Below are 15,373 nucleotides of genomic sequence, written 5' to 3' on the forward strand. Positions count from 1 at the left end.
GAAAAAAGTGGGGTAAAAGGGCGTGTGTGCTCCCTTCCTGTTTCCCCGCGGGCGCTATTATGCCCGCATCGATAAAAAAGGCATACTCCTTCGCTGACGGCTTTCGGGATTGTGGGTTCGTCGACAGAATCGCTATGTTGTGATGTCTGTTTGTTTTCACGTCGTCGTTTCAGAAAATACCGCGGAGCAAGGATGCGTATGTGGTGGACGGCAGCGGCCATGGTGGCGGGCTGCTGGCTGGGTGTGTTGTGGCCGTTGCTGGTGCTTTGTGCCGTGGCGGTGGTGGGAATGTGGCGTTTCCGTTCCCTGTGGCTCGTCTGCTTGGTGCTGGGCTACGGTTTCGGCGTGTGGCAACTGCATCAGGGACTGGCGCAACGTCTGCCTGCGGAGCAGGAGCGGGCGGTGCTCAGCCTGCAGGGGCGGGTGCTGGATATTCCGGTGACTCGCCGTGAATTTCGCTTTGGTCGCTGGCAGGTTCGCCAACAGATCCGCCTGGTGGTGTGGGGCAGTGAGGCATGGCCCGGCACGCACCGGGTGGTACTCAATAGCTACGCGCCTTCGGTGTTGCTAAGCGCGGGGGACCGGGTGGCTCTGGATGCAGAGCTGAAGGTGCACCGTGGTGTGTATAACCGCTTTGGTCCGGACCGTGCCCGTGCAGATCTGTCCGCCGGGGTGGATGCCCGTGGCAAGCTCAAGCGTGTTTCGGTACTCGCCAATCATGGGGGCGTGGATGCCTGGCGGGAGGTGCTGTCCTCTCGGGTGGCGGCATCGGTGTCTGATTCTCCCTTCGGCAAAGCGGTATTACCGGCGTTGGTTGTTGGCGACCGTGCCCGGTTGCCGCCGTCTCTCTGGCGTACCTTTCAACTCACTGGCGGGGCTCGCCTGCTGGCCATTTCCGGGCTGCATATTGCCATTGTGGCGGGGTGGTTCTGGTGGCTGGGCAGGGCGCTGCTTGCGCCAGTGCTGCAAGGCGTCATTCCTGGGCTGCGACGATATTCGCTTCAGCAACTCGCCTGGCTGCCGGGGTTGCTCGGTGCCATGGGGTATGCGGCACTGGCAGGTTTCAGTCTGCCCACCATGCGCGCACTGATAATGCTGATGGTGGTGGCGCTGGCCCAGTGGTGGCGAGTGCCGGTTTCGCTGTGGCGGGCGTTGGGTATGGCCCTGTTGGTGGTGTTGTTGATCACGCCTCTGGCTGCGCTGTCAGCGAGCCTGTGGCTGTCCTTCGGTGCGGTTGCCTGTATTGCCATGCTAACCCGCAGCCATGCGCCCTGGCGGTTGATGCTGTTGCTGCCGGTGGTGATGGCCGTGGCGAGTGCGGTGCTGTTTCAGCAGTGGACACCCAGCGCCCCGCTGGCAAATTTGATCCTGGTTCCGCTTTATACCTTGCTGGTGATCCCTGCGGCATTGCTGGGGGCACTGTTCCAGCAGCCCTGGCTATTGGGTGCAGCCGCCACCGGGGTGGAATTTTCCGTGTGGGTCATGACTTGGCTGGCGAATCTGGGGGTGCCGTCATGGCTAAGGCTACCGTCCATGACCGCAGGCATTGTCCTGATGGTTGGGGTGATGTTACTGCTGATGCCTTTTTTGCCTTTTCCTCGACGGTTGCTGCCGCTTTTCCTGCTGCCCTGGTTGACGCAGAAGCCGGCAACACTGGCGCCGGGGGAGTGGTCGTTGACGGCTTTTGATGTGGGGCAGGGGCTGGCATTGGCAATACGTACCCGTGAACACCTGCTGGTTTATGATGCCGGGCCGTCCTGGCCCGGTGGCAGTATGGCGGCCCAGAGTATGAGGCCGTGGCTGTCGGTGACGGGGCAGCAGGTCGACCGCACGGTGATCAGTCATGGTGACAATGACCATGCCGGTGGGCTGACTGACTTGCCGGCACCTGGCCTGCTGCTCAGTGGCGAGCCGCACAGGGTGCCAGGTAGCCAATTATGCCAGGCCGGTGATCAGTGGCATTGGGACGGTGTGACCTTCACGGTGCTGTGGCCCGGTGAACCAGGGAGGGCTGGGAATGGCGCCAGCTGCGTGCTGCATGTGGATGGCGCCTTTGCCTCTGCGCTGCTGCCGGGTGATATCGGTATCCAGGAGGAATACCGTTTGCTTGGGGCATTGTCGCCGGTGGATCTGCTGGTGCTGGGGCATCATGGTAGTAAATCGAGCACCAGTGATGCCTTGCTGCGCCAGCTGCAGCCCGATGTTGCGCTGGTCAGCGCCGGCTACCGTAACCGGTTCCTCCACCCTCATCCGCAGGTGCTGCACAAGCTGGATAGCGCGGGCATCACAGTTCTGCGCACCGACCTGGATGGCATGATTGTGTTTCGACAGGGGGGCGTCGATAATGGCCGGCTTATAACAAAATGGCGACAAGCGTATGCCCGGCCCTGGCATGGACCGGCCCGCTGGCGTTTTTGGTAACCCGATTTGTGAGCAAGGGGAGAAGTTAAGGTGCAAGATCTTGTGCAGTCCGGGGGCTGGATGATGCTCCCGATCTTGATCTGTTCAGTGGTGGCGCTGGCCATTGTGGTTGAACGTTTCTGGACCTTGCGGCCCAGCAAACTGGCGCCGGCGGATACGGTTCCCCAGGTGCAGACGCTGCTGAAGCGCGGCCTGCTTAATGAAGGCAATCTGGTGAAGCTGCGCGACAGCTCGCCGCTGGGTCGCATCCTGGCGACCGGCCTGACCAATGCTCGCCATGGCCGTGACATCATGAAAGAAAGCATTCAAGAGAGTGCTACCGGTGTGGTACACGAACTGGAGAAATTTCTCAGCACGCTGGGCTCTATTGCGGCGATTACTCCGCTGCTGGGCTTGCTGGGCACCGTGGTGGGCATGATTGATGTATTTGCGGCGATCATGATTCACGGTACCGGTGACGCGGCACAGCTGGCTGGTGGTATTTCCCAGGCACTGCTGACCACTGCAGCGGGCCTGGTGGTTGCTATTCCGGCAATTTTCTTTCACCGCTTCTTTGTACGCCGGGTAGAAGAAATTACCGTGGAGCTGGAGCAAAGCGCCGTTCATGTGGTGGATCTGGTACACGGTGATCGTGAGGCAGAACCGGGAGAGAAGGCGTGAAATTTCCCCGGCCCAGCCAGGAGGAGATCAGCGTTAACCTGACACCCTTGATTGATGTGGTGTTTCTGCTGCTGATTTTCTTCATGGTTTCGACCACCTTTGATGACAAGACACAGTTGTCGATCACCTTGCCGGAAGCCGATGGCGCTCCGCAGGCTCAGGTAGATGATCAGGTTGAAGTGACGATTACCTCCACGGGCGATTACCTGGTGAACGGCGAGAAACTGGCGGCCAGTGACAGCAATGCGTTGCGCACTGCGCTGTTGCGTCTTGGGCAGGATAAAACGGATCAACCGTTGCAAATTTATGCGGACGCCAATGTGGCGTATCAGGCTGTCGTGCGTGTTTATGACGTGGCCGGGCAGCTGGGTTTTGTTAAGCTGTCGCTCACCACTCGCGAATCCCCCAACGAGGCACAATGACTCAACCTCTTTCCCCCGAGGACGTGTGGCCTACCTACAAGCGGCTGCTGAGCTACGTCCGTCCTTACTGGTTCATGCTGATTATTAGTGTTATTGGCTATGCCCTGTATGCCGGGACCCAGGCCGGGGCGGCACAGCTGGCCGGTTACTTGGGGGAAACCATCGTCAACCCGACCGATGCCCGCGTGCTGATCGTGTCGATTGCGCCATTGGTGTTGGTGATTTTTCAGGGCCTGGGCCAGTTCATGGGCAGTTATTCCATGAACTGGGTTGCCCAGCAGATTGTGTATGTGCTGCGTAATGATGTGTTCGGCCATGTGCTGAAATTGCCCCAGTCGGAATACCACCGCAATGCGTCTGGCCGCATCATGTCGAAGATCATCTTTGATGCGCAGCAGGTCACCAGTGCCGGTACCGATGCCATCATCGTGATTATCCGCGAAGGCCTCACGGTGATTGGCCTGTTCGGTTTTCTGTTATGGCAAAACTGGAAACTGACACTGATTCTGGTGGCCGTGGCGCCTTTGATTGCCGTGGTCATGAATGTGACCAGCAAGCGGTTCCGTAAAATCAGCCGCCGCATTCAGTCGTCCATGGCGAACATTACCCACTTTCTGGGTGAAGCCATCGAGGGTAGTGGCGAGGTGAAAATTTTTGGCGGCCAGAAACAGGAAGCGGACCGGTTCCACAACGTCAGCCGCAGTTTTGCCAAGCAGAACGTGAAGCTCAATGCCAGCAAGATTGCCAGTACGGTCATCGTGCAGTTGTTTGTGGCGGTGGGCATTGGGGCCATTACCTATCTGTATATTCACTTGATGGGTGAAGACCTGACCGTGGGAGGCTTCCTCTCCTACATTGCAGCTGCCGGCATGATCCAGAAACCACTCAAGCAACTCACGGATGTGAACGTGAAAGTGCAGCGGGGCGTAACGGGTGCAGCCAGTCTGTTTGAGCTGCTGGATACCGAACAGGAAGTGGATACCGGTACCTATGCGGTGGCTACCAAGGCGGACGGTAATATCGAGTTCCAAGGGGTCACCTTTGGTTATGACCCGGCCTCTCCGGTGGTGCGGCATCTTAACTTTTCCATCAAGGCCGGTGAGACGGTGGCGTTGGTTGGGCGTTCTGGCGCGGGTAAAAGCACCATCAGCGCCATGCTGCCGCGCTTTTTTGATCCGGATCAGGGGCGCATTCTTCTCGACGGCATTCCCCTGGATGAGTACCAGCTTGGCGAGCTGCGCAACCAGATCGCCATGGTCAGTCAGCGGGTGGTGCTGTTTAACGACAGCGTGCGAAACAACATTGCCTACGGTGAGCTTCGCAGTGCGGACGATGCCACCATCATAAAAGCGGCGCAGGACGCCCACGCCTGGCGCTTTATTGAACAGCTTGAGCATGGACTGGATACCCTGTTGGGCCAGGATGGTGTGCAGTTGTCCGGTGGCCAGCGGCAGCGGATCGCCATTGCCCGGGCGCTGCTCAAGGATGCGCCTATTCTGATTCTTGATGAAGCGACCAGTGCCCTGGATAGCGAATCTGAGCACCACATCCAGCAGGCGCTGGAACAGGTGATGGAAGGGCGCACCACCCTGGTCATTGCCCATCGCCTGTCTACCATCGAAAAAGCAGACCGCATTATGGTGCTGGATCAGGGCCAGTTGGTTGAGCAGGGCTCGCACCAGGAATTGCTGGAAAAGAACGGGCTCTATACGCAAATGTACCGGATGAATTTTTCCGAGGAGTAAGCGGGCGACATGGGGTCACTGAGCGAATGGATTCAACAGGGTTGGTATAAGGGCAGTCCCTGGCTGGTTCCGCTGCGGCCTCTGTCTGCGCTGGTGTCTCTTGAGGCGCGGCGCCGTCTGCAACAATTCAGGAAACAGCGCCCAAGCCCTCCCGTTCCGGTATTGGTGGTGGGCAATATCACTGTGGGGGGGGCAGGCAAGACCCCGTTGGTGATTGCGTTGGTGGAAGCGGCGCGCGCCCGAGGTTTGAACGTAGCGGTGGTATCCCGCGGCTTTGGCGGTAAAACCGAGCAGTATCCCCAGCATGTGTCTGCTAGCAGTGATGCGCTGGAAGTCGGGGATGAGCCTGTGTTGATTGCTCGCCGTACCGGCGCCCCTGTGGTGCTGGATCCTGACCGGCGCAATGCGTTGGATGTGGCGATTCGCGAGTACGCGCCAGATCTGGTGATTAGCGATGATGGCTTGCAGCATTATGCTCTGCCGCGCAGCGCCGAAGTGGTGGTGGTAGATGGTCAGCGCGGCCTGGGTAACGGCCGTTGTTTGCCGGAAGGTCCATTAAGAGAGCCTGCCACGAGACTCAAGGAAGTGGATTTTGTCATCAGCACTGGCGGGGGATGGACTGGTGCCCATCCCATGATCATGCGCCCGTCAGGCATGAAATGCCTGGCCGACGACCGTACCCTCAGCCCTGACGACTTTCTGCGCCAACATCCCCAGGTCCATGCGGTCGCCGGCATTGGTAATCCCAAGCGCTTCTTTAATCTGCTCAGTATTCTGGGGCTCAGCACGACGCCTCACGTTTTCCCCGACCATCATGCCTATCAGCCGGCGGATCTGGCCTTTGCCGATGGGCTGCCCGTGTTGATGACAGAAAAGGACGCGGTGAAGTGTGCGCCCTTTGCCGAGCCTCACTGGTGGTTTCTTCCGGTGACCGCGAGCTTGCCGGACGGGTTGCTGGATCAGATGATTGATCGGGCATTAGGAATGGACGGTAAAGAGAGTTGAAAGTGTAACGTTCAAAGTTGAATAGCGTGTCCAAAGCGGGAATGACAGCCAAGGCTGTGCCCGCGTACCGATCAGCGCGGAATGGAAAATTATCAAAACCCACGTTGAACATCTTCGCGTTTTAACTTTGAACTTTACACTTTCAACTTCTGCCCTGATCTTGTTACCGAGGTAGAGAATGAGTTTTTATGTAGTGGTGCCGGCGCGGTATGCGTCTACCCGTTTGCCGGGCAAGCCGTTGGCTGACATTGCCGGTAAAACCATGGTGGAGCGGGTGGCGGAACGCTGCCAGCAAAGTGGTGCTGATCAGGTCTATGTGGCCACTGACGATGCTCGTATTGCCGATGTGTTGGGTGACACCGTGCCGGTGGTCATGACCCGTGATGATCACCCTTCCGGGACCGATCGTCTTCAGGAAGTGGCCGCAAAACTGTCGCTGGCTGACGATGACATTATCGTCAATGTGCAGGGTGACGAGCCATTGATTCCTCCTGCGGTGATCAATCAGGTAGCGGCCAATCTGGCGGCGAACCCGGACTGCCAGATGGCAACGCTGTGTGAAGCCATTGAAAGCGCGGAAGACCTGTTTAATCCCAATGTGGTGAAGGCGGTTTTCGATGATGCGGGCAGGGCACTGTATTTTTCCCGGGCGCCGGTGCCATGGCATCGTGATGCCTTTGCCGATGGCAAACAGGATATGTCAACAGGGCAGTGGTGGCGGCATATCGGGATCTACGCGTACCGGGTAGCGTTCTTGCATCAGTATGTGCAATGGCAGCCGGCCACACTGGAGCAGCTGGAATCTCTGGAGCAGCTACGGGCCATGGCCAATGGCGTGGCCATCCACGTGGAGCCTGCCTGTGAGGCAGTGCCGGGTGGGGTCGATACCCAAGCGGACCTTGATCGCCTGCGGACGCAGCTGGGAGGCAAATGATGGGCGTGTCGGTATTGTTTGTTTGTCTGGGGAATATTTGCCGTTCACCCACTGCGGAAGTGGTTTTTCGTGAACGCGTGAAGGCTGCAGGCCTGGAAGACCGCATTCGTATTGATAGCGTTGGAACCGGCGATTGGCATATCGGCAAGGCGCCGGATCCCCGTACCCAGGAGGCGGCGTTGCGGCGGGGCTATTCCATGGCGTCCTTGCGCGCCCGGCAAGTCAGCCCGGAGGATTTTGCGGACTTTGATTGGGTGCTGGCCATGGACGACGCCAACCTGGCGGATCTTAAGGTCATGCGACCCGCATCGTATCAGGGCACTCTTGCCCGTTTTCTGGACTATGCACAGCACACTTCGGTGCGGGAAGTGCCCGATCCTTATTATGGCGGCGAAGACGGATTCGATACCGTGCTGGACTTGATTGAAGATGGCGCTGAAGGATTGTTGAACCGCGTGCGGGAGCAGCTGTGAGCCAGGCGGCGCCACCGACCGGTTCGTTCGAGCAGATCTGTGATGCGGATTTGACGTCCCTGAATACCCTGCGGTTGCCGGCGCGAGCCCATCGTCTGGCCCGCCCGACCACGTTGGATGCATTGTCACAGGTGCTGGCGGAGCGTAATCCGGCAGAGCCACTTTTCGTGATCGGTGAAGGCAGCAATCTGGTGATTCGTTCTGATCTGCCGGGGCTGACACTGAGCCTGGCGATTGATGGCATGGCGCAGGTGAAGGAAGACAACGCCCATGTCTGGGTTGCCGCCGGTGCAGGCGTGCACTGGGATGATCTGGTGGCCTGGACCGTCGAGCAAGGCTGGCAAGGGCTGGAGAATCTTTCCTTGATTCCCGGTACGGCGGGGGCGGCGCCTTTTCAGAATATCGGTGCCTATGGCGTCGAGTTGTCCCAGGTGCTGGAGCAGGTGACGGTGATGGATGTGGTCACCGCTCAGGTAGACCATTTTGCCGGCCATGAATGCGAATTTTCCTACCGCGACAGCCGTTTCAAAAGCCGTGATCGTGGCCGCTATATCATTACCGGCATTGAGCTTCGTCTGAATAAAGCACCCCAGTGTAACGTGAGCTACGGGCCGCTTAAGGCGCGTTTCGGCCACTTGTCGCAAGCGGATATTTCCCCCGCTGCGGTTCGAGAGCATGTGATTGCGGTGCGTCAGAGTAAGCTGCCGGATCCTGCCGTGTTGGCTAACGCGGGCAGTTTTTTCAAAAACCCGGTCGTAACAAAAGAGCGGGGTGATGCGTTAAAGATGCGCTTTGCGGATTTGGTGGCGTACGCACAAGCGGATGGAGTGAAACTGGCAGCAGGGTGGCTGATCGAGCAGGCCGGCTGGAAGGGTAAGCGGCTGGGGCCTGTTGGCATGCATAGTGAGCAGGCGCTGGTGCTGGTCAATCATGGCGGTGCCACCAGTGCGGATGTGGTGGCGTTGGCAGAGGCAGTGTGCGCTGACGTGCAGGCGACGTTTGGTGTGTCGTTGGAGCAGGAGCCGGTGCTGTTACCGTAGCCAGAGAGCCCGATAGACCCATGGCCGCAATTGATTTCAGCATGTAGCTGCAGCAATAAATGGACCCACAAAAAAGCCCGCACGAAGCGGGCTTTTTTGTGGCTGGAATGTCCTCAGTCTTCCGAGGACGATTCCGCTTGTTGCGCCTTGGCAGCCGCTTCCTGGGCTGCGAGCTGCTCACGGCGGCGCTGGCGTGGGTCGTTGCTGGCGCGGCCCTGCTCGGCAGCAGCAGGCTTGGCTTCTGCCTTGACCGCTTTCACTTCCTTGGCCCGGCTGGGCAACTCATTGCTGGCTGGGGCCGGCTTGGGCTTTTCTTCCGCCTTTGGTGCCGGGGCCGCCGGGGTGGGTTTGTAGCCCGGGGAGCGCGGATCATTGCTGGCGCGGCTCGGTGCAGCAGGCTCGGCGGCGGGGGCTTCTGCTTTGGGAGCCTCGGCCTCTACTGTTTTCTCTGCCTGCTTGTTTTCCTCTACCGGTTTGCTCGGCGCTGGCGCCTCTGCCGGTTTGGCCGCTTCTGGTTGAGCTGCTGCCGGCGCTGTCGGAGCGTCTTTGGCCGCTTCAGCTTGTGGCGCGGGTTGCGCCGCTTTTTCGGCATCGGCGGTTTTCGGGGCGTCAGCCTTGGGCTGCTGCGGCTGGCCTTCGGCCACCGGCTTTTCTTCCTGCGCCGGAGCAGTGGTAGCCGTATCGCTGTCACTGGCTGCCGGTTGAGCGGTGGCCGGCTTGTCGTCTTCGGCTTTCGGCGCGGCGGTGTTTTGCGCGGCCGGGGCCTGGGCGGCCGGTTGTTGTTCGGCAGCAGGTTGCTGCGGCTGAGCCGGTGCGGCGGTCTGTTCCTGCTTCGGTTCAGTTGCGGCTTGTGGCTTGCTGGCCGCCGGCTTCTGCTCCGTTACCTCGGCAGCCTTGTCGGCGCCCTCTTTTTTAGCCTGATCGTCGGCCTTCGCTTGCGCAGACGGCTCCTGGGCCGGAACCAGCTTGGCAGGTGGGTGACCTTCATCATCCACCGGTGCGGGCTGCTCGTTACGCACCCGGGCCGGTTTGGGCGCATTATTGCGCTGCGGCTTGTCCGCAGGGGATTGCGCTACCGCATTCTTGCCGTCGCTATTGTTTTCCCCTTTGCCAGGACGCTGGCGTTCGCGTAGCGGACGATCGTCTTTGGCATCGGTGCGGCGGGGGGCTTTCGGGCCCTTGTCGCTGCCTTTGCTCTCGGTGTTGTCAGCAGCGTTGTCCTGCTTGCGGTTATTGCGCGGCTTGCCACCGTCATTGCCCTTGTTGTCGGGCTTGTTGTCGCCACGATTATCGCCACGGCTGTCGTTGCGATTGTCGTTGTTGCGGTTGTTGCGACGGTTGTCGTTGCGGCCACGGCGTTCGTTGCGGTTGCCGTCGTCCTTGTTGTCGCCACGGTTGTCACGATTGTCGGAAGAGCGATTGTCCGCCTGACGGTTATCGTTCTTGCGACCGCCGTCCTTGTCGTTCTGGCGTTTGTTGCGGTTATTGCGATTGTCGTTATCGCCACCTTTGCCGCCATCACGCTTGTTGCGGTTGTCGTTCTTGCCGCGGTTATCGTTGTTGCGGTTGTCGTTACGGTTGCGGGTGTTGCCACCGCGGCCGCCACGGGTGTTTTGCTGCTGGCGTTGCTTGTTATCGCCTTTGCGCTGGGGTTGTGCTTTCTTTGCTTTGGCCGGCTTGGGCTCAGCGGTAAAGACCTGGGCGAGCCAGGAGAACAGACGTGCCAGCAGGCCCAGGTTTTGGGCCTGTGGCGTCGGTGCGGCAGCCGCGGGCTTGGGCGGCGGCGGGGCGGTGTCCGGTGCCATCAGTTTGACGGCCGGTTCCTGGGTCTTGATTTCCGTGTCCTGAGCGGAGGCGATATCCGCATCCTTGTTGCCTTCCAGCAGGTCCATTTCATGGCTCAACTGGGTGCTGGTCTGGTCATCACGGATGCGCTCCACTTCGAAGTGGGGCGTGTCCAGGTTCTGGTTGGGGATGATTACCACGCGGACTTTGTGGTTCTTCTCAATGGCACGCAGGGGATCGCGCTTTTCATTGAGCAGGTAGGTGGCCACGGCCACCGGCACCTGTGCCTGAATCTCGCCGGTGCGCTCCTTCATCACTTCTTCTTCGATAAGACGAAGGATGCTCAGCGCCAGGGATTTCACGTCACGGATGTGGCCCTGGCCGTCGCAGCGTGGGCAAACAATGCTGGAGGTTTCCCCCAGGCTGGGGCGCAGGCGCTGACGGGACAGTTCCAGCAGGCCGAAGCGGGAGATGCGACCGAGCTGGATGCGAGCGCGGTCCGCTTCCAGTGCATCACGCATGCGGTTTTCCACGTCACGCTGATTGCGTGCCGGGCCCATGTCGATGAAATCCACCACGATCAGGCCGCCGATATCCCGCAGGCGCAGCTGTCGGGAAATTTCCTCTGCGGCTTCCAGGTTGGTCTGCAGGGCGGTCTCCTCGATATCCGCACCTTTGGTGGCACGGGAGGAGTTGATGTCGATGGAGACCAGCGCCTCTGTCGGATCGATCACGATGGAGCCACCGGAAGGCAGCTTCACTTCCCGCTCGAAAGCGGTTTCGATTTGCGATTCAATCTGGAAACGGGAGAACAGCGGGGTCTCGTCGTCGTACAGTTTGATCTTGTGCTGGAAGTCCTGCATGACCTGTTGAACAAAACCCTGGGCTTCGTCGTAGACTTTCTTGGAGTCGATCAGGACTTCGCCGATATCCTTGCGCAGGTAATCACGGATGGCGCGAATGATGACGTTGGATTCCTGATAGATCAGGAAGGGCGCCTTGCGATCCTGGGAAGCCTCATCGATGGAGGTCCACAGTTTCAGCAGGTAATTCAGATCCCACTGCAGCTCTTCAGCACTGCGTCCCAAGCCGGCGGTACGCACGATGACGCCCATTTCGTCGGGAATGGTCAATGCGCCCAGCGCTTCTTTAAGTTGCGCGCGCTCTTCCCCTTCGATACGACGGGAAATGCCGCCGGCACGGGGATTGTTGGGCATCAGAACCAGGTAACGACCCGCCAGGCTGATAAAGGTGGTGAGGGCGGCGCCTTTATTGCCGCGCTCTTCCTTGGCCACCTGAACGATGACTTCCTGACCTTCCTTGATGACTTCCTTGATGTTAACGCGACCCTGGATGTCCTTGGGGTCTTTCTGGAAGTACTGGCGGGAAATTTCCTTGAGGGGAAGAAAGCCATGGCGCTCGGCACCAAAGTCGACAAAGGCGGCTTCCAGGGAAGGCTCTACCCGGGTGATCTTGCCTTTGTAGATGTTGGCTTTTTTCTGTTCCCGTGTGCGGTGTTCGATATCCAGGTCATACAGACGTTGTCCGTCGACCAGTGCCACCCGAACCTCTTCAGGGTGAGTGGCGTTAATAAGCATACGTTTCATGGTGCTACCACAAGTTTGTGGTGGCATGGGGCAGGGCCGGATGTAACCGGTAGCAGACCAGGGGGAGTGCTGTGGCAGGCAGGTCACGGGTCGGGCGCACGCTGGGCGTGTGGATCGCTTTCCTTGGTGATCGTGTTGCCTGAGTCAGCGGCTCTCCGAGTTGTGTGCAATGTTTAGTGCGTAATCATGCTGGCAGTTGGCCAGTCTGTAATGCTTCACGCGATTGCCGTGGTTATCCTCACACAGCAATGTGTAAACTCTTGTCTGTCTGTTTTCCAGGTCGTTTGACCGGCGCTGCAGGCCACCATCGTTAATGTTCAGGGCCCGTTTTCGGACGCTGTAAATGGGTCTTCTGCAGCGTATGCCCAGTTCCGTGAGGGGGTTTCCCGTGCGGAAGGTGGGCCTGACGCTTTTTCTGTGACCTGGGGGCGGGCTCTGTCTTCATCGGCTGTAGCCGGAGAGGGCCGAACGGCGAATGTTCGCTGCGCGTCGCCGTTGCCTATTCAGGTCGACGCTTGACTATAGCAACAAAAGGCCAGCCGGATCAATCAGATAGATTGCTGAGCCTCGCCACAGTAGATGCAGACTTTTACCCCGATCACGCATAGAATCGCGCCATGTCTGAAGATACCCCCGCAGCGAACCGCGTGACGTTTGTCACCATTGATGAAGGCCGGCACGGTCAACGCCTGGATAACTTCCTGTTTACCCATCTTAAAGGGGTGCCCAAATCCCGTGTTTACCGGATTATCCGCTCCGGTGAGGTACGTATTAACAAGGGGCGCGCCAAGCAGACCACTCGTCTGGCCAGTGGCGACGTGGTGCGTATCCCGCCCATTCGTACCAGTGAATCCGCCGCGCCGCCGGCGGTGAGCGAAGGGTTGGCCGAGCGTCTGCGCCGGGCCTGTGTCTATGAAGATGACCAGCTATTCATTTTCAACAAACCAGCAGGCCTGGCGGTGCACGGTGGCAGTGGTGTCAGCCTGGGACTGATCGAGGCTCTGCGGGTGATGTATCCCGATGAAAAGGAAATGGAGCTGGTGCACCGATTGGACCGGGATACCAGTGGCTTGATCATGGTGGCCCGGCGGCGCTCGTTTCTGCGTAAATTGCAGCGCCTGATGCAGGGCGGTCAGGTGGAAAAGCGTTACTGGTTGCTGTGTCAGGGCTTCAAGGGCAAGGAGCGCACGCTTGATGCGCCTTTGCTGAAAATGATGAATGGCAACGAGCGCATCGTGCGGGTCTCCCGCGAGGGTAAGCCCTCGGTGACACATTATCGCCTGCTCGAGCGGTTTGCTCGGGCGCAATTGGTGGAGGCCACTCTGGAAACCGGTCGCACCCATCAGATTCGGGTACATAGCCAGTTTGGCGGCTTTCCCTTGTTGGGGGATGACAAATACGGAATTGCGAAAGGGGAGGCCCTGCTGACTGAGATCGGCCGCCGGCGTCTTTGTCTGCATGCCCGCACCCTGGTGTTTGTGCATCCGAACACGGGCAAGTGGCTGACGGTTACCGCGCCGCTGGATGACGACTACGAGGCGATTTTGACGACCCTCAGGAGTCAGCGATGAATAATGCGCGTCCTTATGACCTGGTGATTTTCGACTGGGATGGCACGGTCATGGATTCTACCGGTCGTATTGTCAGCTGCATGCAGCTGGCAGCATTGGATCTGGGGCTGCCCTCCCTGGCTGACCCGGTGGTATGCAGTATCATCGGGCTGGGATTGCCGGAAGCCATCGCCACGCTCTATCCGCAGCTGGACGATGCAGGGATCGTCGCCATGCGTGATCGCTACGCTTTCCACTTTATCGCCGCCGAGCAGACACCCAGCGCCCTTTATCCGGCGGCGGAACAGGTGCTGACTCACTTGCGTGAAAGTGGCTTTAAGCTGGCGGTGGCCACAGGCAAGAGCCGCAAGGGGTTGCAGCGGGTGTGGGGGAATACCGGTCTGGACCGTTATTTCCATGCCTCCCGTTGCGCCGATGAAAGCCAGTCCAAGCCACATCCGGCCATGGTGCTGGAGTTGCTGGAGGCTATGGCCGTGCCGCCTGAGCGGGCCGTGGTGGTGGGCGATACGACATTCGATCTGGAAATGGCCCGTGCTGCCGGAGTGGACCGTATTGGCGTGAGTTATGGCGCCCACCCGGTGGAGCAATTGCTCCCGTGCGAGCCTCTGGCGGTTATCGACAGATTGGACCATTTGCTGCCGCTGGTGGGTTTGGCGGCGTCTGAATTTGTAATGGAGAGTGTGTGACTATGGAAAATCAGCCATCTTCCCAGCCCCCGCAGAATGAGCGGGAATGGAAGCTGATCGAGAAATTGCTGGGGCAGGCCCAGGATGAACAGCGCAAGTCCCGCCGTTGGGGTATCTTTTTCAAGGCGCTGACCTTTATATACCTGTTTACCCTGTTGGTTATGGTGATTCCGGGTAAAACCGGTTCTGCCGTGACCATGGCGGAATCGCATGTGGGGATTGTTGACGTAAACGGTGTGATCGCGCCGGATCAGGATGCCAGTGCGGATTTGATCGTTACCGGCCTGACGCGGGCGTTTGAAGCGGAAAACACCACTGCCGTACTGTTGAAGATCAACAGCCCGGGTGGCTCGCCGGTGCAATCCAACCAGGTGTATAACGCCATTAAGCGCCTGCGTGCTGAATACCCGGAAAAGAAGGTATACGCGGCCATTACCGATGTGGGCGCCTCCGGGGCTTACTTCATCGCCTCCGCAGCGGATGAGATCTATGCGGACCCGGCCAGTATCGTTGGCTCCATTGGTGTGATCATGGCTGGGTTCGGGCTGGAGCAGGCAGCGGACAAGCTGGGTGTGGAGCGCCGTGTGCTCACCGCCGGCGAAAACAAGGACCTGATGGATCCGTTCTCGCCGATTCAGCCGGCCCATCGCAAGCATGTACAGACCATGCTGGATGACATTCACCAGCAGTTTATTACTGCAGTGAAAGAAGGGCGGGGTGATCGACTGAAGGTGGATGGTCACCCGGAACTGTTCTCGGGGTTGTTCTGGACCGGTGAGCGAGCACTGGATCTGGGGCTGATTGACGGCCTGATGAGCCCGGGGCAGGTGGTTCGTGAGGTGGCCGGCCAGGAAGAGATGCTGAATTACAGCGCCAGCCGTTCTCCCATGGAAGAATTCATTCGTCGTTTCGGTGTATCCATTGGTGAAGGTATGGCGGCCCAGTTGGGTCTGAGCGCCTCGCCGGTGATTCGTTGATCATATATAGCTACGAGCTACGAGCTACGAGAAGCTAGAAGCTAGAA

12 protein-coding genes are annotated in these 15,373 nt (G+C 59.1%); 11 read left to right on the forward strand and 1 reads right to left on the reverse strand.

Annotated elements, in window-relative coordinates:
* Positions 1-192: 192 nt before the first annotated feature.
* The 8 genes from CL546_RS15160 to murB all read left to right on the forward strand — a co-directional run bounded on the left by CL546_RS15160 (position 193) and on the right by murB (position 8,700).
* A complete protein-coding gene (locus CL546_RS15160) occupies positions 193-2,421 on the forward strand; it encodes a DNA internalization-related competence protein ComEC/Rec2 (RefSeq protein WP_290496463.1) in 2,229 nt (742 codons plus the stop codon).
* A gap of 30 nt (positions 2,422-2,451) precedes the next feature.
* On the forward strand, positions 2,452-3,081 hold the full coding sequence (locus CL546_RS15165; RefSeq protein WP_290496465.1) for a MotA/TolQ/ExbB proton channel family protein: 630 nt from the start codon (positions 2,452-2,454) through the stop codon (positions 3,079-3,081).
* Positions 3,078-3,503: an ExbD/TolR family protein gene (locus CL546_RS15170; protein WP_063519846.1), complete on the forward strand. Its 426-nt coding sequence runs from the start codon at positions 3,078-3,080 to the stop codon at positions 3,501-3,503. The genes CL546_RS15165 and CL546_RS15170 overlap by 4 nt, the downstream gene beginning before the upstream one ends.
* Complete coding sequence (gene msbA / locus CL546_RS15175) at positions 3,500-5,248, forward strand: lipid A export permease/ATP-binding protein MsbA (RefSeq protein ID WP_290496466.1); 1,749 nt, start codon at positions 3,500-3,502, stop codon at positions 5,246-5,248. The genes CL546_RS15170 and msbA overlap by 4 nt, the downstream gene beginning before the upstream one ends.
* Positions 5,249-5,257: 9 nt before the next feature.
* Positions 5,258-6,253, forward strand: coding sequence for a tetraacyldisaccharide 4'-kinase (lpxK, locus tag CL546_RS15180; protein WP_290496468.1), 996 nt, complete (start codon positions 5,258-5,260; stop codon positions 6,251-6,253).
* A 178-nt stretch (positions 6,254-6,431) separates the two neighbouring features.
* Entirely contained in the window at positions 6,432-7,187 is a 756-nt protein-coding gene (gene kdsB / locus CL546_RS15185) for a 3-deoxy-manno-octulosonate cytidylyltransferase (protein ID WP_290496470.1), read from the forward strand.
* Positions 7,187-7,660 (forward strand): low molecular weight protein-tyrosine-phosphatase, encoded by a 474-nt coding sequence (locus CL546_RS15190; RefSeq protein ID WP_290496555.1) that lies wholly within the window; start codon positions 7,187-7,189, stop codon positions 7,658-7,660. Before kdsB ends, CL546_RS15190 begins: the two co-directional genes overlap by 1 nt.
* Complete coding sequence (gene murB / locus CL546_RS15195; RefSeq protein ID WP_290496471.1) at positions 7,657-8,700, forward strand: UDP-N-acetylmuramate dehydrogenase; 1,044 nt, start codon at positions 7,657-7,659, stop codon at positions 8,698-8,700. Before CL546_RS15190 ends, murB begins: the two co-directional genes overlap by 4 nt.
* 113 nt (positions 8,701-8,813) lie before the next feature.
* Here the strand turns inward: murB and rne are convergent, their stop codons facing one another.
* Positions 8,814-12,092 carry a ribonuclease E gene (gene rne, locus CL546_RS15200; RefSeq protein WP_290496473.1) on the reverse strand — a complete coding sequence of 1,093 codons (3,279 nt, stop codon included), beginning with the start codon at positions 12,090-12,092 and terminating at the stop codon, positions 8,814-8,816.
* Between the two features lie 617 nt (positions 12,093-12,709).
* On the opposite strand from rne, the gene CL546_RS15205 reads away from it, so the two are divergent.
* Genes CL546_RS15205 through sppA form a run of 3 tightly spaced genes read left to right on the forward strand, consistent with a single transcriptional unit; the run spans position 12,710 to position 15,326 of the window.
* Entirely contained in the window at positions 12,710-13,663 is a 954-nt protein-coding gene (locus CL546_RS15205; protein WP_290496475.1) for an RluA family pseudouridine synthase, read from the forward strand.
* Positions 13,660-14,349 (forward strand): HAD-IA family hydrolase, encoded by a 690-nt coding sequence (locus tag CL546_RS15210; protein ID WP_290496476.1) that lies wholly within the window; start codon positions 13,660-13,662, stop codon positions 14,347-14,349. The genes CL546_RS15205 and CL546_RS15210 overlap by 4 nt, the downstream gene beginning before the upstream one ends.
* Positions 14,350-14,351: 2 nt before the next feature.
* Complete coding sequence (sppA, locus tag CL546_RS15215; protein WP_290496556.1) at positions 14,352-15,326, forward strand: signal peptide peptidase SppA; 975 nt, start codon at positions 14,352-14,354, stop codon at positions 15,324-15,326.
* The last annotated feature ends 47 nt before the right edge of the window (positions 15,327-15,373 follow it).

Source organism: Alcanivorax sp., assembly GCF_002726155.1.
In the GTDB taxonomy this organism is placed as follows: Bacteria; Pseudomonadota; Gammaproteobacteria; order Pseudomonadales; family Alcanivoracaceae; genus Alcanivorax.

Excerpts from the sequence above, each read along its gene's own strand:
- sppA (WP_290496556.1), top strand. The coding sequence starts at position 14,352 with ATGGAAAATCAGCCATCTTCCCAGCCCCCGCAGAATGAGCGGGAATGG.
- CL546_RS15160 (WP_290496463.1), top strand. The coding sequence starts at position 193 with ATGCGTATGTGGTGGACGGCAGCGGCCATGGTGGCGGGCTGCTGGCTG.
- CL546_RS15205 (WP_290496475.1), top strand. The coding sequence starts at position 12,710 with ATGTCTGAAGATACCCCCGCAGCGAACCGCGTGACGTTTGTCACCATT.
- lpxK (WP_290496468.1), top strand. The coding sequence starts at position 5,258 with ATGGGGTCACTGAGCGAATGGATTCAACAGGGTTGGTATAAGGGCAGT.
- rne (WP_290496473.1), bottom strand. The coding sequence starts at position 12,092 with ATGAAACGTATGCTTATTAACGCCACTCACCCTGAAGAGGTTCGGGTG.
- CL546_RS15210 (WP_290496476.1), top strand. The coding sequence starts at position 13,660 with ATGAATAATGCGCGTCCTTATGACCTGGTGATTTTCGACTGGGATGGC.
- msbA (WP_290496466.1), top strand. The coding sequence starts at position 3,500 with ATGACTCAACCTCTTTCCCCCGAGGACGTGTGGCCTACCTACAAGCGG.
- kdsB (WP_290496470.1), top strand. The coding sequence starts at position 6,432 with ATGAGTTTTTATGTAGTGGTGCCGGCGCGGTATGCGTCTACCCGTTTG.
- CL546_RS15190 (WP_290496555.1), top strand. The coding sequence starts at position 7,187 with ATGGGCGTGTCGGTATTGTTTGTTTGTCTGGGGAATATTTGCCGTTCA.